14 protein-coding genes and 1 tRNA gene are annotated in these 18,059 nt (G+C 69.7%); 14 read left to right on the top strand and 1 reads right to left on the bottom strand.

The features are described 5' to 3' along the window. Positions 1–311 precede the first annotated feature (311 nt). The 10 genes from ACIA5D_RS41555 to ACIA5D_RS41510 all read left to right on the top strand — a co-directional run bounded on the left by ACIA5D_RS41555 (position 312) and on the right by ACIA5D_RS41510 (position 11,275). A complete protein-coding gene (locus ACIA5D_RS41555; protein ID WP_396036065.1) occupies positions 312–881 on the top strand; it encodes a hypothetical protein in 570 nt (189 codons plus the stop codon). Between the two features lie 451 nt (positions 882–1,332). Beyond that, positions 1,333–2,001 carry a DUF4389 domain-containing protein gene (locus ACIA5D_RS41550; RefSeq protein ID WP_396036064.1) on the top strand — a complete coding sequence of 223 codons (669 nt, stop codon included), beginning with the start codon at positions 1,333–1,335 and terminating at the stop codon, positions 1,999–2,001. A gap of 85 nt (positions 2,002–2,086) precedes the next feature. Then, positions 2,087–2,962 (top strand): SDR family oxidoreductase, encoded by an 876-nt coding sequence (locus tag ACIA5D_RS41545; RefSeq protein ID WP_396036063.1) that lies wholly within the window; start codon positions 2,087–2,089, stop codon positions 2,960–2,962. 444 nt (positions 2,963–3,406) lie between these two features. After that, on the top strand, positions 3,407–5,089 hold the full coding sequence (locus ACIA5D_RS41540) for a multicopper oxidase domain-containing protein (protein ID WP_396036062.1): 1,683 nt from the start codon (positions 3,407–3,409) through the stop codon (positions 5,087–5,089). Continuing rightward, the gene (locus ACIA5D_RS41535; RefSeq protein ID WP_396036061.1) at positions 5,086–6,138 is read left to right on the top strand and encodes a flavin-containing monooxygenase; all 1,053 of its coding nucleotides are present in this window, start codon (positions 5,086–5,088) and stop codon (positions 6,136–6,138) included. The genes ACIA5D_RS41540 and ACIA5D_RS41535 overlap by 4 nt, the downstream gene beginning before the upstream one ends. 115 nt (positions 6,139–6,253) lie before the next feature. Next, complete coding sequence (locus ACIA5D_RS41530) at positions 6,254–7,945, top strand: FAD-dependent oxidoreductase (RefSeq protein ID WP_396036060.1); 1,692 nt, start codon at positions 6,254–6,256, stop codon at positions 7,943–7,945. Between the two features lie 427 nt (positions 7,946–8,372). Then, positions 8,373–8,855: a hypothetical protein gene (locus ACIA5D_RS41525; RefSeq protein ID WP_396036059.1), complete on the top strand. Its 483-nt coding sequence runs from the start codon at positions 8,373–8,375 to the stop codon at positions 8,853–8,855. After that, positions 8,831–9,364: a hypothetical protein gene (locus ACIA5D_RS41520; protein WP_396036058.1), complete on the top strand. Its 534-nt coding sequence runs from the start codon at positions 8,831–8,833 to the stop codon at positions 9,362–9,364. The genes ACIA5D_RS41525 and ACIA5D_RS41520 overlap by 25 nt, the downstream gene beginning before the upstream one ends. 329 nt (positions 9,365–9,693) lie before the next feature. Next, positions 9,694–10,188: a hypothetical protein gene (locus ACIA5D_RS41515; protein WP_396036057.1), complete on the top strand. Its 495-nt coding sequence runs from the start codon at positions 9,694–9,696 to the stop codon at positions 10,186–10,188. Beyond that, complete coding sequence (locus ACIA5D_RS41510; RefSeq protein WP_396036069.1) at positions 10,151–11,275, top strand: tyrosine-type recombinase/integrase; 1,125 nt, start codon at positions 10,151–10,153, stop codon at positions 11,273–11,275. Before ACIA5D_RS41515 ends, ACIA5D_RS41510 begins: the two co-directional genes overlap by 38 nt. Before the next feature lie 225 nt (positions 11,276–11,500). On the opposite strand, the gene ACIA5D_RS41505 is transcribed toward ACIA5D_RS41510, so the two are convergent. Continuing rightward, positions 11,501–11,585: transfer RNA gene (locus tag ACIA5D_RS41505), tRNA-Leu, on the bottom strand. Between the two features lie 139 nt (positions 11,586–11,724). Here ACIA5D_RS41505 and ACIA5D_RS41500 point away from each other — a divergent pair. The 4 genes from ACIA5D_RS41500 (at position 11,725) to ACIA5D_RS41485 (ending at position 18,035) form a co-directional block, all read left to right on the top strand. After that, a complete protein-coding gene (locus tag ACIA5D_RS41500; RefSeq protein ID WP_396036056.1) occupies positions 11,725–12,993 on the top strand; it encodes a tetratricopeptide repeat protein in 1,269 nt (422 codons plus the stop codon). Between the two features lie 213 nt (positions 12,994–13,206). Continuing rightward, a complete protein-coding gene (locus tag ACIA5D_RS41495; protein ID WP_396036055.1) occupies positions 13,207–15,801 on the top strand; it encodes a fibronectin type III domain-containing protein in 2,595 nt (864 codons plus the stop codon). 12 nt (positions 15,802–15,813) lie between these two features. Continuing rightward, positions 15,814–16,806, top strand: coding sequence for an AAA family ATPase (locus ACIA5D_RS41490; protein ID WP_396036054.1), 993 nt, complete (start codon positions 15,814–15,816; stop codon positions 16,804–16,806). Between the two features lie 86 nt (positions 16,807–16,892). After that, a complete protein-coding gene (locus tag ACIA5D_RS41485) occupies positions 16,893–18,035 on the top strand; it encodes a DUF58 domain-containing protein (RefSeq protein ID WP_396036068.1) in 1,143 nt (380 codons plus the stop codon). Positions 18,036–18,059 lie beyond the last annotated feature (24 nt).

Below are 18,059 nucleotides of genomic sequence, written 5' to 3'. Positions count from 1 at the left end.
ACCTTCGTGCTCGCCACCATCGCGGTGCCCATCGTCATCTACGGACTGATGCCACAACTGCACCGTCTCCGCCGCCGCCTCCTGACCCGCAACCCGAGCAGCTGAACCACCAAAGACTTCGGATCCGCGACGGCGCATCAGCCGCCCCGCCGCGACACCGGCGGCGCAGGTTTGCCGGCCCGCCTCGGCCGCAGCCCCAACACAAAGCCCGGCACGCGGAACCGGCCCGTGTTCCGACCGCCGAAAGGTCGCGGCGTCCTCCCAGCCAACCGGCATGCCACAGCCACAAACACCCGAGAAGGGAACTCGCCATGAGCTCACGACGCACCACCACAATCGTGCATGACGAAGCAGGCGACCCGACATCCAGCGCCGCGAGTCGGCGGTCACCCGAACCGTCCCACTCAAACGGCCACGTCACGATCTCCCAAGGGAACGTCCTACGCACCGCCGACATCGCCGTCGACGCGACCGCCGTGGAAGAGCAGCTGTCCACGCGCCGTTTGAACGTCATGCGTATCGGCTACGCGTTCATGACGGTGGGACTGGCCATCGCCAAATGGCCGATCCTTATCCAGGACGTCCGAACCCTCCCGGTGATGGAAGGAGTGGTCACCTGCCTGCTGACGGCCATGTCGCTGCTGGCGTTCCTCGGGCTCAGATACCCCGTCCGGATGCTGCCGATCCTGCTGTTCGAGGTGTCTTGGAAGGCGATCTGGATCGCCGCGGTCGCGATCCCGGGCCTGGTCTCCGACGACCTGAACGCCGCGGCTCACGCGGTCCTGTTCAACTGCTGCTTCGTCGTCGTCGTGCTCGCGGTCATCCCCTGGGGATACGTCTGGCGGCGCTACGCCAAGACGCCCGGCGATGCATGGCGTTGACCGACACGCCAGCCGTCACCCGTAGCGACGGGTGACGGCACTTCACCATCCCCGCGCCCGTAGAGGTGTGGCCGTCTTGGAACATGGATGCGAGGTCGCGCCTCGAAATGGCTGATCGTCGCGGCTCCGCGGTGCCGATAGCGCGTACAGTCAGTGGTGGATCGATTCGTCATCATCTTTGACGGCCGGCGCCCACCGGGCGCGCTGCCCGAGACCTCGGCAGCCAGACGCGGCACCGCTGCGTTTGAGGGCCGACCGATGGCAGAGGACCCCGACCGGCACATCGTCATCGGCGATGCAGCGTGTCGTGGGGCCATCCTGCCCCTCGGACCTCCGGACGGGCCCGCGCAACAACCGCTTGATCCCGTCGGGCGCCTCCGCGGCCGTGGACCAGGGCGACAGCCGATCCGTTGGAGGTACCACGATTATGACTGCAACCACCACCTATCCAGTGCGCGTAGATGCGCGCCTGGACCCGCACCTGTCACGCTGGCTATGGCTGGTGAAGTGGGTCCTGACCATTCCGCACTACATCGTGCTGATCCCCCTGTGGATCGCGTTCTGCGCGGTGTCCGTGATTGCGTTCTTCGCGATCCTGTTCACCGGCCGGTACCCCCGGGCGCTCTTCGACTTCAACGTTGGGGTGATGCGGTGGACCTGGCGGGTCAGCTACTACGCATACAGCGCACTGGGTACCGACCAGTACCCGCCATTCACCCTGGCGGAAGTTCCCGACTACCCGGCACAGCTGCATGTGCTCTACCCGGAACACCTGTCCCGGGGGTTGGTCCTGGTGAAGTGGTGGCTGCTGGCCCTGCCGCACCTGCTTATCGTCGGGATCCTGGCCGGCGGAGGCACCTGGCTCGCCGTCAACTCCGACACCAATAACTACAGCTGGACCGGCGGCGGCCTCATCGGACTCCTCGTGTTCATCGCCGCGATCGTTCTGGCCGTTACCGGCCGCTACCCCCGTGGCCTCTACGACTTCATCCTCGGCCTGAACCGGTGGGTGCTGCGGGTCGCCGCATACACATCGTTGATGACCGACGCCTACCCGCCGTTCCGGTTGGACACCGGCGGTACGGACCCCGCGACCGCCGTCATCGCGCCCACCGCCTAGCCGAACGAGCGCGACGGGGTGCGGTTCGCCGCATGGGCTGGCACGGCCACCGGCCGTGCCAGCTCACCTGGCAAAGGAGTCGGCGATGGCTGACACGCCCCGCATGACCGGCAAGAACGTCCTCGTCACGGGCGGCACCGCAGGAATCGGCGAGGCCACCGCGGTCGGCCTGGCCGCCCTGGGCGCCCGGGTCGGCATCACCGGCCGCGACCGGATCCGCGCCGAGGCCGCAGCGGTCGACATCCGCGCCGCGTCGGGCAACCCGGCGGTGGACGTGTTCACCGCCGACATGTCCTCCCAAGCCGAGATCCGCCGGCTCGCCGGCGAGGTACTCGACGCCTATCCGCGGCTGGATGTGCTGGTCAACAACGTAGGCGGGTTCTGGGCGCACCGGCATGTCACCGCCGACGGCCTGGAACACACCGTTGCCCTCAACTACCTCGGCCCGTTCCTGCTCACCAACCTGCTGCTGGACCGCCTGAAGGCGAGCGCCCCGGCGCGGATCGTGACCGTCTCCTCCGGCGCGCATACCCAGGGCCGCATCGACTTCGACGACCTGCAAGGCTCGGCCAGGTACTCGGGGCAGCGGGCCTACAACGCCTCGAAGCTGGCCAACGTCATGTTCACCTACGAGTTGGCCCGTCGCCTGGAAGGCACTGGCGTCACCGCGACCGTGCTGCACCCGGGCGTGGTACGCACCAACTTCGGGGCCGAAGACCAGGCCGATTTCTTCAAGGTGATGCGACCACTGGTGCGCCCGTTCATGAAATCCCCCACCGCGGGTGCGGCCACCCCGATCTACCTCGCGTCCTCCGCGCAGGTCGAAGGGGTCACCGGCCGGTACTTCGTCAACCGCAAACCCAAAGCCTCCAACAAGGTCTCCTACGACTCCGCCGCGGCGGTCCGGCTGTGGAAGATCAGCGCCGACCTGGTCGGCTTCACCACGGACCGCAGAACGTGACCGCGTGCCCACAGCGCCGTCCTTGTCGCGGCTGGCGTCGTCACAGGTTCGCAAGCACGACCTGGGGACTGTGGGTCGCGGCCCTGGGCGTGACGCTGCTCCTGCGTCGCGCCCGCCGCCCGGCGCATCCCGCCACGAACAACCGATCACCGCGATCAACCGCACCGACGCCGGCAGCCAGCCGGCCAGCGTCGACAGCAGGAGCTGATCACCATGAGACGCCCAGATTCGCCTCGCCGGCAGGCAGTGCCCACCTGGCTGATCTGGACGGCCGGTTTTCTGGCGTTCCCCGTCGCCGGGGTTACCGCTACCGGTCGGATCAGGGCCTGACACCAGGTTGCCACCACAGCGGGCGGTCGGGAAACCCCGTTCGCGATGTGGAGTCGCCGGCCGCCGTGCGGCCTTCGAGGAAGCCGAAAGCCGAGGAACGTAGAGGAGTACGCCATGGAACAGCACGTTGACCACGACTTGCACGGCGTGGATGACACGTTCCCAACGGACGTCGGCGGGCTCGTCGAGGCGACCCGCCCGGTGCTGCGTGAACTGGCCGACGGCGACGTGTTGGAGCTGCGGATCGCGCCGGTCGCCAAACGGCTCGGCGAGTCCACCGTGCGGATGCTCGGCTACAACGGGTCAATCCCCGGCCCCACCGTCAAGGTGCGGCAGGGCACCGAGATCGTCGTGACGGTCACCAACCACGGTGACCTGGAGACCACGGTGCATTGGCACGGGCTGCGCCTGGAGAACAGGTACGACGGCGTGCCGCACGAGACGCAGATCCCGATCCCGGTCGGTGGCAGCTTCACCTATCGGCTGACGTTCCCGGACCCGGGCCTGTACTGGTACCACCCGCACGTGCGGGAGGACTACGGCCAGGAACTCGGCCTGTACGGCAACATCGTCGTCGAGGCCGCCGAGGCGGACTACTGGCCGCCGGTGCACCGCGACGCCGTCCTCACCCTCGACGACCTGCTACTGGAGGACGGCAAGATCGCACCGTTCAGCCGGACGCAGACCAACTACACCGCGATGGGCCGCTTCGGCAACGTGCTGCTCATCGGCGGGGAACCGCAGGCGTCGCTGACCGCGAAGACCGGTGAGGTGGTGCGGCTGTACCTGACCAACACCGCGAACACCCGGGTGTTCAACGTCGCGCTGCCCGGCGCGAGGATGAAGCTCGTCGGCGGTGACAGCGGCCGCTACGAACACGCCGAGATGGTGGAGGAGGTGCTGCTGGCGCCGTCCGAACGCGCCGTCGTGGACGTCCTGTTCGACCAACCTGGACGGTTGACCCTGCAGCACCGCACCCCCGACCGGACCTACACCCTGGCCACCATCGCGGTGGCCGACGACCGGGCGGAACCGTCGCTGGCAACGGACTTCGAGATCCAACGCACGGCGCCGGAACTGGTCGCTGAGCGCCAGCAGCTGGACGCGTACCTGGCCGCCCCGCCCGACAAGATCCTTGCCCTGGTCGCCGAGATGGACGACATCGGCGTCCTCGACGCGAGCGACGCACCGATCGTCTATGCCTGTCCGATGCACCCCGAGGTGACCAGCAGCAAGCCGGGACGCTGCCCCACATGCGGCATGAAGTTGATGGCGGGGCAGGCTGTCACGCAGCCCGCGAGCGGCCACGACGCCGAGGCCGCGCACGACACGGCCGGAGTTTCCCACGACCACCACGGCAACGGCCACCCGCACGACGGCAGCGGCGAGGGCATCGAGTGGGAAGACGACATGGTCGAGGTCAACCGGCTGACCACCCCGGCGAACATGCGGTGGAAGCTGATCGACCGGGGCACCGGCTTCGAGAACGCCGCAATCGACTGGCGATTTCGTGTCGGAGACCGGGTCAAGATCCGGCTTGTCAACGAGATGGATTCCGACCACCCGATGCACCATCCCTTCCACCTGCACGGCGCCGGCCGGTTCCTGGTCCTCGCCCGCGACGGCGTCACCGAACCCAACCTGGTCTGGAAGGACACCGTGCTGGTGCGCACCGGGCAGACCGTCGACATCCTGTTCGACGTCACCGAAGCAGGCCTGTGGATGGCGCACTGCCACATCGCCGAGCACATGCAAAGCGGCATGATGTTCAGCTTCACCGTGGAACGGTCGGCATGAGCACCGAGGTCCAGGACGTGATCGTGGTCGGTGGCGGCCAGGCCGGCCTGGCCATGGCCTGGCACCTCAAGCGGCAGGGCCGACGCTTCCTCGTACTCGATGCCGGCCCGCAGATCGGGCACACCTGGCGCTCGCGCTGGGAGTCGCTGGTGCTGTTCACTCCCGCCCAATACGACGCCCTGCCCGGGATGGCGTTTCCCGCGCCGGCCGGCACCTACCCCACCAAGGAACAGGTCGCCGACTACCTGCAGGCCTACACCGCCACATACGACCTGCCGGTCCGGCTCAACAGCCGGGTCACCGGGTTGCGCCGCGCCGGGGAGCTGTTCGAGGTCCGCACGGCCGCCGAAACGTTCCACGCCCGCGGGGTGGTGATCGCGACCGGACCCTTCGCGGTGCCGTTCGTTCCGCCTCTCGCCGGCGGGCTCGACGACGCTGTCGTCCAGCTGCACAGCGCGCAGTACCGCAACCCAGGCGACCTGCCCGAGGACCCGATCGTGGTCGTCGGCGCCGGCAACTCCGGCATGCAGATCGCCGCCGAGCTGGCCAGGACCCGCCCGGTGGACCTGGCGGTGGGTACCCGCTTCCCGGCGCTGCCGCAGCGCGTGCTGGGCCGGGATCTGTTCTGGTGGCTCACCAACACCCGCCTGCTGAACCTGTCCACCAACTCCCGACTGGGACGACGCCTGGCCTCCCGGGATACGATCATCGGTACGCGTCGGCGACAGCTGCGCCACGCCGGCGTCACCTTCCGACCGCGGGTGCTCGACGCCCACGGCAAGACCGTCCGGTTCGCCGATGGCAGAACCGAGGACGTCAGCGGCGTCGTCTGGGCCACCGGGTTCCGGCCCGATTACTCGTGGCTGCACATCCCGGGCGTGGTGGACAACGGCGGGGTCATCCACCGGCGCGGCATCACCACCGTCCCTGGGCTGTACTTCCTCGGCCTGGCCTGGCAACACACCCGCGGCTCGGCTCTGCTCGGTTTCGTCAAGGACGACGCCGCACACGTCGCCGACCGGGCGGCCGCGGCGGAGCCTGGCACGTGACCCATCATGGACCCGGCGCCCGCCCGACGGCGGTCTCGGGGATCGTCCGCCGCTGCTGGCGGGTCGGCATGGTAAGCCGAGCATCGACCGTGCAGCCGAGCGATAGTGGGGTTCGATGACGAAGCAGATTCTGCTGGCGGTCCACGACCAGGCCGGTGAACTGGACATAATCCAACGGGAACTGATCAGCCGGTACGCCACCGACTACGAGATCATCAGTGAACGGTCGGCGGCGTCCGCGCTCCAACGCCTGGACGCACTGCGGGCCGCCGGCGACGTGCAGGTGCTGGTCCTGTTCGCCGCCCAGGAGATGACCGAGATGACCGGCATCGAGTACCTGCGGCGGGCCCACGAACTGCATCCACGAGCGCAGCGTGTGCTGCTCATCCCCTGGGGGAACCGGTCGGCGTCAAGGCCGATCCTCAAAGCCGTCTCGCTGGGTCAAATCGACCGCTACGCCACCGTGCCCAGCCCCCCGCCCGACGAGAATTTCCATCATCTGGTCACCGAGCTGCTCCGCGAGCGGCAACAGCATCGGCAGGCGCAGCGCACGGTGGTGACCGTGATCGGCGAGCGGTGGGCGCCACGCTCCCACGAGTTCCGTGACCTGCTCCAACGCGGTGGTCTCCCGTTCGCCTTCCACACTGCCGACTCCGCCGAAGGGCGGGCACTGCTGCACCAGGTGCATTGCCCGGCTGGCCCGTTCCCGGTACTCATCCGCTTCGACGGTCAGGTGCTGACTAATCCCACCAACGAGCAGGCCGCGACCGCCCTCGGCGTCCGGCACAGCTCCGAGGAAGGCACCTTCGATGTCGTCGTGGTCGGTTCCGGACCGGCGGGCCTGTCCGCCGCCGTGTACGCCGCCTCCGAGGGGCTCCGCACCATCGTCGTCGACCGGGACACCATCGGCGGGCAGGCCGGCACCAGTTCCCTGATCCGCAACTACCTGGGATTTCCACTCGGGATCAGCGGCGCCGAGTTGACCAACCGGGCGCTGGACCAGGCCTGGTCGTTCGGCGCCGAAACCTCCGTGCTGCGCCCGGCAACCGGTCTACGCACCGACGGCAGCGACCTGTTCGTGGCTTTCGCGGACGGCACCGAAATCACCACCCGCGCCGTGGTCCTAGCCACCGGGGCCAGCTACCAGCGCCTCGGCATCCCCGGCCTCGAATCGCTCGTCGGCGCCGGCGTCTTCTACGGCGGCGGCATCACCGAGGCCCAGGCGATGGAAGGACAGCACGTCTACGTGGTCGGCGCCGGCAACTCAGCCGGCCAGGCCGCCGTCCACCTAGCCAAGTACGCGCAACGCGTGACGATCCTCGTCCGCGGCGGCGCCCTCGACGCCACCATGTCCGACTACCTGGTGAAAACGATCGAAGCGACAGACAACATCGACGTGCGGCTGGACACCACGATCGTCGAAGGTCACGGCGCCGGGCGGCTGGAAGAGCTGGGGCTCCGCAACAACACCACCGGTCAGACCCTGACCGTCCCGGCGGCGGCCTTGTTCATCCTCATCGGTGCACAACCGCACACCGCTTGGCTGCCCGAGGGCATCCGGCGCGACCCCCGCGGCTATATCCTCACCGACAGCGACCTCGCACCCACCGGCGCCACCGGCGCCGAGGCGGGGCAGCCACGACCACCCTTTCAACTCGAAACCAGCATGCCCGGCGTCTTCGCCGCCGGCGACGTCCGGCACGGCTCAGTCAAACGCGTCGCCTCCGCGGTCGGCGAGGGCGGCATCAGCATCCGATCCGTGCATCAGCACCTCGCACACCTCCGCGAGAACGACGAGAAGCGGTAAGCAACCGGTTGGATACCGGTCAGATCGTGGCGGCTAAGAACCCGCGCTCGCCGCAATCCCGCGCGATGTTTGTCGGGCGCGTCCGGGCAGGCCGACCAGCTGCCAGGCGATCCGCTGACAGGGCCCCGGTGATCGATGGAAGTTGACTCCCGCGGCGATCTCAACCACGAGGACCGCGGCGACGAGCCAGTCGACGGCCGCGCAGAACGGCGGCCACCATCGGGTGTTGGCGACGTACTGGCGGCGCTGCTGCCAAAATTCTTTGAGTCCGTGCCCGGCGTACCCGGCGTTGCCGGTCGAGGTTTGCCCCGAAGAGATCGCGCCGGAGAGCTGACGTGCCCGCGTGTGGATCCGAGAACGGCCGCAGCTTGCGCTCCTCAGGGACCAGCCCGCAGCTCGCGGCGGTCGCAGTGGGAGGATGCCCACCATGTCGCGAAAGCGGGAAAGCCTTCTTGCGCAGATCGAGGCCGGCGTGGTCGACGACAATGTGTCGCTGGCTTCGCTCATGCAGAAGTGCATCATCCTGGGCGGGCAGGCTGGCTCGGAGAAGATGCGCGACTGGGCCCGGCAGGAACTCAGCGGCTATGACGGGGACACTCTCCCGCCGTACCGGCGCGTCTACACGGGCCTGTCCGCGAAACTCACCAACCTGATGGGCTACAACGGGGTGATTCAGCGCATCAGCGTGTCCGCCATCCCCGAGAAGGTCCGTGAGTTCCTCGAGGAAAAGGGCATCGATCCGGAAGTGGCTCTCCTGGGTGGCGGCATCGGCGAGCTAGAGGCCATGGCCGCCCGGGCCCAGGACGACACCTGGCTCGTGCCGCCCTGGGGGACCTCGTTGCGGAGGTGCTGGGCAAGTACAGCGTTGACCGGAGCAGCACCCGCGTGGAGACCGTCTTCTGGCCACTGACAGACGCGGCACTTCAAGGCGTGCTGGTCAAGATCCGTACCGCCCTGGCCGAGCTGGTCGCGGAAATGATCGCGTTGACGCCGACAGCTCACGACGTCCCCGACAAGGCGGCCGCGGACCAGGCTGTGTACTTGGTGATCAACGGGCATCGGCCGACGATCCAGGTCACCGCCCAGCACGCACCCGGCGGCACGAACGTCGCCGCCACCCCGGCCGAGGGCAGCCCTGTCACGGTGTCGTCCGGCGCGGGCACCGCTATCGGCAGTCAGACGGCGAGCGGCGCCGGGTCCAGCGTGGTCGGCAGCCAGACCTCGAGCGGCGACCATAACAGCCTCACCGGCCGGGACGGCGCCGCCGCGGACTCCCCGGCCGGGCAGGGCTGGTGGGCGCGGCTTCGCAAGCGGGGCTGGGTCGTCGCGATCACCACGATCCTCGGCGGCATCGCCGGTGTCGCAGCTGCGATCCTCGCCCTCTTCGTCTGGCTGGGCTGGACGCCCTGGTGGCGCTGACCCGGGCGGCGACCTCAGCGCACGCCCGGGGCGTTCGCTCGATCTCGTGGTCGTCGGATGGCATCGCCTCGCGTACCGCCCAGTCGTCGGCGTCGACGGTCGCGGCGAGGCGTGTCGAGAAGTGAGGACTCGGCGGACCTTGCTTCAGGCCCCTAGCCCAGGTTCCTAGGCTGCGTTACAGGAGGTGACCTCGTCGCCTGCGCCCAAGCTGGATTGCCGGGACCACCGATGCCCACTGAAGACCACTGTCAGCGGGGCGATGGCAGTGATGTTCTCGATAGGCACCTGCTCGTTGGCCTGCGACGCGCGGGGCGATTGCATCGCAACAGGTGCGCGAGGAGGCGAAGGTCATGCACGAGCATCCGCTCGGCCCGGCGACGGCGTCACGCCAGCGGCAGGAGCCGGCATCCTCACCGCGGATGCCGATGCCCGATCTGCTGCAGACCCGCTTCGTCCGTCCCCTGTACTACTTCGTCACGGTTGTTGACGGCCACGGCCGGATCGCTGCCAGATCACCACTGCGCACGCTCGGCTGGAAGCCAGGAACCGCCGTCGCCTTCATCGTTGACGCCAGCAGGTTGATCACCGCCATCCGCGTCGAAGACCTCGCACAGCGCGGTGACACTGCACCCCGGCGGGAAGTCACCGCACGTGGACACCTCAACCTGCCTGTCACGACGCGCCGCCGCGCGGACCTTGTCACCGGCGACCAACTCCTCGTCGTCGCCGACACCCGCGCCGGCATCCTGTGGGCCTTTCCGCCGAAAACGCTCGCCCTGGTCCTTCATTCCTGCACCGGCGGCCAGAACCAGCAGAAGTCATGACCACCAACCGTGCTGGCCGGACCGACCAGATGGCCGCCAATATCGCGCTGGTCACCGCCCTTATGGCCCAGCTCGACATCACCGCCGAGCAGATCGCCCAGAGCGCGCCACCGCCGGCCCGCCGGCCCGTGCCGACCTTCGACGACTACATCCCACAGGTCGTCGCCGGCGTCAGCCCCGGCAGCCGCCGCGTCTACGACACCTACTGGCGCCGCATCCGCGAAAATGGGGACCCCGCCGCCTCGACGAACCCACACCCCTGGAGATCAGGCAGTTCGCCGAAGAGGTCCGCCGGCACGCCGTCGTCCGCCGCAACCACCGCGGCGGAGCAGCCGCCGCGGAACACCTCATCTCCGCCCTGCGCTGCGTCTACCACTACGCCATCGCCGACCGTCTGCTCGACCCGGCCGACAACCCCGCAACCCGCGTCGACAAACCCCGCCGCCAGCCCAGCCTGCGTCACGCGCTGCCCGACGCGGCCCTCGCCGCGATCATCGCCGTCGCAGCGGAAACCGGCAACGACCCCGGCCTCGACTCACTCATCCTGCGCCTGCACGTCGAGACCGCCTGCCGGCGCGGGGGAGCGCTGGCACTTCGCCGCCAGGACCTCGACGTCGAGCAATGCCTCGTCCTGCTCCGCGAGAAGGGCCAGACCCAGCGCTGGCAACCGGTCTCACCCACTCTCATGGCAGCCCTGGTCGCTCACGACGACGAACGCGGCAACGGCGCCCCCGCCGGCCAGCTGCTGCGCTACCACAACGGCAAACCCGTCGGCCGCCGCCGCTACGACCACCTCTGGCAGCGCATCGGCAAGCACCTGCCCTGGGTCGCCGTCCAGCAGATCAGCGTCCACTGGCTGCGCCACACCACCCTCACCTGGGTCGAACGGCACTACTCCTACGCCATCGCCCGCGCCTACGCCGGCCACGCCGACAGCAGCGACGCCGGCGCCACCGTCACCTACGTCAAAGCCACCCTGCAGGAAATCGCCCAAGCCCTCGCCGGACTGACCGGCGAACGGCATCCCCTCGCCGACGCAGACCCGATGACGGCCATGCTGACCGTGCCAACTCCGATGGGGACGTAGCGGTAAATCTGGGCCCGGCGCGCCGGGCGCGGCAGCCAGCCCGACGGGTGTGATCGCAATCACGGACAGCGCGGTGCCCCAGCTCAAGGGAACGAGCCAGACAGGTAAATGGCCGACCCGCCGGGTCGGCCATTACCTGTCTGGCTTCTTCTACAACTGAAGGCTGGGCATCTGCATATCATGTGCCCATGAACACCCATGCTGTGCATGGATGCTACGAATTTGTGTCCGGAGGGGGACTTGAACCCCCACGCCCGATAAAGGGCACTAGCACCTCAAGCTAGCGCGTCTGCCATTCCGCCACCCGGACCTGCACTGCCAAGCCTACCGATCACCGCACCCGGTTTTCACACCGGGCATCGGCGTCCCGGCGGGCCGCACAGGAGAAAACTGTACACGGCCCTCAGTAGGGCTTGCACCAGGGGTGGCACCCGGATATTCCGGCACATATGGCCGCGACGAAGGGCCCGGCCTGGCGTCAACTGCGCGTACCGGGCAGCATGGCTCGCGTGTCGCAGCCATCCCCCCTTGCGCCGGCTCGGCAGCAAGCCCACGCGCTGGCGGAGTCCGGCGATCTTGCGGGTGCCGTTGCTCTGCTGGAGCGTGCCGTTGCGCTCGGGAAGGTCAATCTGGCCGAGGACGATCCGGACGTCCTGGTCACCGCGCTGCAACTGGGGCGGGTGCTGCAGCAGGATGACGATCCGGTGGCGGCCCGGCGGGTGCTCGAGGATGCCTATGGGGCCGGCTCGTGGCGGCTGGGGGACTCCGATGCGCTGATGCTGGAGATCTCCCATGAGATCGCCATGGTGGCCGAGGAGCTCGGCAACAAGCACGAGGCGCGCAAAGCGTTCAGTCGGGTTGCCGAGTTGGGCCCCGCCACGCTGGGTGAGGGGCATCCGGCGATCGCGCGGGCGCGGGCTTATCTCGGGCAAGAGCAAGATCTTCCCGTACGTACGGAGGACGCGAGCCCACCGCAGCCGGTGACGCCGCCCCAGGTGAGCGCGCCCCCGGCCCAGCAGGTGAGCGCCCCACCGACATACCCGACCAGTATCCCACCAGCGCCGCCCCCGCGGGCGCCGACCTACCAGTCGAGTGCCTCGCCGGCCTACCGGCCTTCCGACCGCGCGGTCGACGAGGAGCCGACGACCGCAATCCCGATGCAGCAGCCGCCGCAACCGGCTTATCCACAGCCCGAGCCGCCGATCTGGCAAGAACAACCCCAACCGCCGATCTGGCACGAACAGCCCCCACCCTGGGCCCCGCCGCCCCAGCAGCCGTTCGCGCCACCGCCGTACGAACAGAAGCCCAAACGCGGCCTAGGTATCTTCGCGGCCATTGCCGCGGTCCTGGCCGCCGTCATCGCCGTCTCCGCGCTGGTTTTCGTGCTGGCCAACCGGTCGGGTGACAAGAACGACTCGGATGTGCCAACTCTGGGCGGCAAACCGCCCACCAACGTGGCGCTCCAGGACGCGGGCACGCGCATCAAGGTGACCTGGAAGGACCCCGCCAACGGCAGCGTCTCCTTCCTGGTCGCGATGGCGCAGCCGGGTCAGCAGCTGAAGCCCGTGGGCACCCTCGGACCAGGGCAGACGTCGTACGAGATGAATGCCTTGAACCCGAGCCTGAACTACTGCTTCGCCGTGGTCGCGGTCTACCGCAACAACAAGTTCGCGACCTCGCAGCAAGCCTGTACCGATCGGCCGACTGCCACCAAGTAGTGGATCACGCTCGGCAACCGGAGTTATCCACAACCGTGACTTCCGGGTATCGGCGTTCATCCACCTCCCCCTATGATGGCCTGCGTCCTTGCGGAGGGGGTCCGTCGAAGGAGGAGGATTGCGGTAGTGACCAGCGCAGATGGCGCGACCACAGAGGGTGTGCGGGTGACCGCGCAGCGACGTCGGTGGCGCAGTCGGGGCTATCTCGTCACGATGGGGACCGTCGTCGCGCTCGCGGGTGGGCTCGGGCTGACCGTGCTCGGGCTGGGCTCGGCCGATCAGGCGGTGGCCAGCTTCGACGCGGCGTCCTGGGTGTTCAGCCGTTCGAAGTCGGAGGTCGCGCGGATCAACGGCGTGACCGCCAAGGTCGATACCCGGGTCAACGTGCCGGGCGCGCGCGGGCACCAGCTCGAGATCTCGCAGACCGATCGGTTCGTGATCCTCCGCGACGTGCAGACCGGGCGTATCGGCTCGATGGACCTCACCACGCTTCAGCAGTTCTGGGTCGAATCCGGTAACCCGGGCTTCGGCGTGCGCGTGGCCCTCGACGACCACTCGGCCTTCGTGGTCGACACCGTCCAGGGCACGGTGCAGCAGATCGACCCGCTCACGCTGGGCCCGATCGGCGAGTTGATGCGCTTCCCGCCGGGCATCACCGGCGGCGTCTTCGACGGCAAGGGCCGGCTCTGGATAGCCGCCCCGAGCGAGGGCACGATCACTGCGATCACACCGGCGGCGGTGGCCTCCGGCTCGCCCGGCGGTGCCGGTAAAGCGGGGGCCGGTAAAGCGGGGGGCGGCCAAGCGGGTGCCGGCCAAGCGGGCGTACGGACGGAAGCGGTCGCCGCGGGCAGCCACGATCTCGCGCTCTCCACGCTGGACGACGGCGTGGCCGTTCTCGACCGCACCACCAACGCGCTGGCCACCGTCCACGGCGACGCGAAGGCGACGACCGTGACGCTGCCGCTGGCCGGGCCGGGCTCGCTGGCCGCGCACACCGACGGCAAGTCCGTGCCGGTCACCGTGACCGACTCGCGGCACGTCTATGTGGTCGGCGACCAGGGCATGCGCGCCGACTTCGCGGTTCCGGGCAGCGGCGCCGAGCTGCAGCCGGCCGTGGCCTGGCAGGGCTATTTCTACGTCGCCGACGACGCCGGCACCGTGCACGTCTTCGACTCGGCCGGCAAGGCGCAGAAAGACATCTCCTTCGACCGGCCGGGCGGCAAGCTCGAGCTCGAGGTGCGCGAGGGCTACCTGTTCATCAACGCGCCGAACTCTTCGGTGGCCCAGGTGGTCGACGACGCCCACAAGGTGCGGGTCGTCGACAAGTACGCCGACGACGTGCTCGGCGGCGATCCGCCCAAGACCCCGCCGGCCGAGACGCCGCCCCCGCCCAAGCCCAAGAAGCCGGTCGCCTCGAAGCCGGGCGCGCCGCGCAACGTGCGGGCCGCCGCCGGCAACGCCGAGGCCCGGGTGACCTGGCAGGCGGCGTCCGAGAACGGCGCGGCCATCACCCGGTACGTGGTCGAGGGCGCGGGCAGGACGTTCCAGGTCGGCGCCGACCAGCGGTCGCTGACGGTCACCGGGCTGACCAATGGCGACACGTACGAGTTCGCCGTGCACGCGGTGAACAAGAAGGGCGACGGCCCGACCCGGACGAGCAACAGCGTGAAGCCGACGGCCGAGGTGCCCGACGCGCCGGCCGCGGTCACCGCCGAGGCCAAGCCCGACGGGACCGTGGTGGTGAGCTGGCCCGCGGCCAACGGGCAGGGGCTGGCGATCAAGCGGTACACGGTGACGGCGATCTCCGAGGGCGGCAGCGCCCCGATCGGCGACGCCACCGGGACGTCGCTGACGATCCCGGCCGGGCAGCTCGAGTACGGCAAGCAGTACGCGTTCACGGTCGTGTCGGTCAACGAGCGCGGCGCCGGCTCGAAGGCGTCGCCGGTCAGCGGCAGCGTCGTGCCGTTCACGGCCCCGGGCCGCCCCGAGAACGTGCAGGCCGCCACCGTCGGCGACCAGGCGGGCGCGATCCAGGTCGCCTGGCAGGCGCCGGCCGACAACGGGCGCCCGATCACGAAGTACGTGGTGGCCGCCGGCGGCAGGACGGCCGAGGTCACCGACACCGCGGCGACGCTGACCGGCTTCGAGAACGGGCAGACCGTCGCGGTCGAGGTGCGCGCGGTCAACGAGGCCGGGCCGGGCGACGCAGGCACGGCCACGGCTAAGACCCTGTCCCCGCCCAAGGTCACCATCACGGGCGTGAACCCGACCGCGGTCGCGGCGACCGTCTCGTTCACGGTCGACGCGGGCGGCGGCACGGCGACGTGCTCGATGGCCGCGTCGGGGCGGGCGGGCTCGGCGTCGGGCAGCTGCGGGTCGCTGACGGTGAACGAGCTGACGGCCGGGACGGCGTACACGTTCACGGTGACCGCCAAGAACAAGGCCGGCAGCGTCACCGCCACCACCAACACCACCACCGACACGCTCGCCGGCACCGCCACCTGCCACAACGGCCAGAACGGCGACACCGCGACCTACTGCGACAAGGACGTCAGCGGCCGCAACGGCAACGAGATCTTCAGCGTGACCCAGCAGGACAACGACAAGCAGGTCGGCTGGGCCAAACCGGGAACCAAGCTGGCGGCGTACTGCAAGAAGTCCGGCGAATCGGTCTACGCCTACATCTACAACAACGAGAAGCGCAGCACCTGGTGGGTCCAGGTCAACTACTCCGGCAAGAACTACATCCCGTGGGCGTGGCTCAACCTCGACGGCGGGGACGACATCAACGCGCTCCCGACCTGCTGAGGAACGACCCACGTGCACACCGAACCCCTGCCGCCGCAGCACATCGAGGGCTTCGCCCGGGTCGCCGCGGCGCTCGCCGACCGGATCGGCGCGGTGGTGCTCGGCAAGCCGCAGGTGGTGCGGCTCGCGATCACCGCGTTGTTCGCGCAAGGGCACGTCCTGCTCGAGGACGTGCCCGGCGTGGGCAAGACGACCCTCGCGCGGGCGCTCGCCGCGTCCATCCAGGGCCAGTGGCGGCGCATCCAGTTCACGCCCGACCTGTTGCCCTCCGATGTGTCCGGCGTGACGATCTTCAACCAGGCGAGCCGCGGCTTCGAGTTCCACCCGGGCCCGGTCTTCGCGAACATCGTGATCGCCGACGAGATCAACCGGGCCTCGCCGAAGACCCAGTCGGCGCTGCTCGAGGTGATGGAGGAGCGGCGGGTCACCGTCGACGGCGTGCCGCACCCGGTGCCGCAGCCGTTCCTCGTCGTCGCCACCCAGAACCCGGTCGAGATGGACGGCACCTATCGGCTGCCCGAGGCGCAGCTCGACCGGTTCCTCGTGAAGCTGTCGGTCGGCTACCCGAGCGAGGAGGTCGAGATCGAGGTCCTGCGCGGCGCCGCGCTGCGCTCGCCCGACGCGCTCGAGCCGATCACCGACACCGCGATGATCGGCGAGATGGTGCGGATGGCGATGCACGTGCACATCGCCGACCCCCTCTACGGGTACGCGGTGCGCCTGGCCGCCGCAACGCGCAACCATCCACAGGTGCGGGTCGGGGTCAGCCCCCGCGGCGTGATCGCGCTGACCCGGGCCGCGTGCGCCTACGCGCTGATCCAGGGGCGGGGATACGTTCTGCCGGAGGACATGAAGGAGCTGCTCGGGCCGGTCTTCGCGCACCGGGTGCTGCTGTCGGCCGACGCGCAACTGCGCGGGGTGACGGCGGCCGAGGTGCTCGACGACGCGGTCCGGTCGGTGGCGGTTCCGCTGCCCGACGGCAACCGCGTCACGGCCGGGGCGTGACCGGGACCAACGGCGTCCCTGCCGCCGAGCCGCCGCTGCCGGTCGGCAGCGCTCCGCCGACCGGCAGCGGCCCGGCGCGACTCCGGGTGCGGCTCGGCGGCATCACCGGGCGGGGAATCGGTCTTTTGTCCGGCGCCGCGGTTCTGCTCCTCGGCGGCTTCCGCTACGGCTATCCCGACCTTGCCCTGCTCGGCGCCGTCGCGCTCGTCGCGCTGATCTGCGGCGTCGTCTTCGCGCTGTGGCGGCCCCGGCTCGGCGTCGACCGGCTCGCCGAGCCCGACCGCGTGGCCCGCGGCGAGCCGGCCCGGATGACGCTCACCGTGCGCAACACCAGCCGGGTCAGGGCCGCCAACCTCATCGCCACCGACCGCTGCGGCCCGCGGACCGTGCCCGTCCCCCTGCTGCGGCTGCGCCCCGGCCGGGACACCACCGTGGACTATCCCGTCCCGACCAGCCGGCGCGGGGTGGTGGCGATCGGCCCGCTGCGGGTCACCCGGGGCGACCCGCTCGGGCTGATCACGCTCGCGCGGACCTATGGCGGCACGGCGAACGTATGGGTGCACCCGCGGATCCACCTCTTGCGGGCCGTCCCGGCCGGCATCACGCGAAGCCTCGACGGGCGGATCGACAAGGTCCCGCACGGCTCCATCACCTTCGACTCGCTGCGCGAATACGTCGTCGGCGACGAGCTGCGGCGGGTGCACTGGCGCAGCTCGGCCAAGGTCGGCGAGCTCATGGTCCGCGAGCAGCTCGACACCTCCGAACCGACGATCGTGGTGCTGCTCGACGACCGGGCCGCGGCCCACCCTGAGCTGCGCGACGGTGTCGCCGACTCGTTCGAGGCGGCCTGCGAGGCGGCGGCCTCCATCGTCACGGCCGCCGTACGCGAAGACCTGCCCGTCTCGCTGCACCTGGTCACCTCCACCGCGAGCGGGCCGTTCCTCGACGTGCTCACCGAAGCCACCCTGGGAGTCGGGGAGCTGGCGGCCACCGTGCGGCGGCTGCGCGCGCAGCGGCTCGGCGACACGCTCGTGTTCCTCACCGGGCCGGGCGGGCGCGGCGACCTCGGGGCGGTCAGCGGTCTGCGCGGGCCCTACCCGGTTGTGCTCGCGGGGCTGTTCGGCGACCGGGACGCGGCGCCGGTCTCGAGCGGCGACGGACTCATCGTGATCGAGGCCGAGAACGGCGTCGAGTTCGCCGCGGCCTGGGACGGGGTGCGCGGGTGGTGACGAGCGGCGGCCCGGGACGGGATG

Source organism: Actinoplanes sp. NPDC051513 (assembly GCF_044454685.1).
Lineage (GTDB): Bacteria > Actinomycetota > Actinomycetes > Mycobacteriales > Micromonosporaceae > Actinoplanes.
This window is presented reverse-complemented; position numbering and strand designations above follow the sequence as displayed.

Coding starts and splice junctions, on each gene's coding strand:
- ACIA5D_RS41555 (WP_396036065.1), top strand. CDS start 312: ATGAGCTCACGACGCACCACCACAATCGTGCATGACGAAGCAGGCGAC.
- ACIA5D_RS41545 (WP_396036063.1), top strand. CDS start 2,087: ATGGCTGACACGCCCCGCATGACCGGCAAGAACGTCCTCGTCACGGGC.
- ACIA5D_RS41540 (WP_396036062.1), top strand. CDS start 3,407: ATGGAACAGCACGTTGACCACGACTTGCACGGCGTGGATGACACGTTC.
- ACIA5D_RS41535 (WP_396036061.1), top strand. CDS start 5,086: ATGAGCACCGAGGTCCAGGACGTGATCGTGGTCGGTGGCGGCCAGGCC.
- ACIA5D_RS41530 (WP_396036060.1), top strand. CDS start 6,254: ATGACGAAGCAGATTCTGCTGGCGGTCCACGACCAGGCCGGTGAACTG.
- ACIA5D_RS41525 (WP_396036059.1), top strand. CDS start 8,373: ATGTCGCGAAAGCGGGAAAGCCTTCTTGCGCAGATCGAGGCCGGCGTG.
- ACIA5D_RS41500 (WP_396036056.1), top strand. CDS start 11,725: ATGGCCGCGACGAAGGGCCCGGCCTGGCGTCAACTGCGCGTACCGGGC.
- ACIA5D_RS41495 (WP_396036055.1), top strand. CDS start 13,207: ATGGGGACCGTCGTCGCGCTCGCGGGTGGGCTCGGGCTGACCGTGCTC.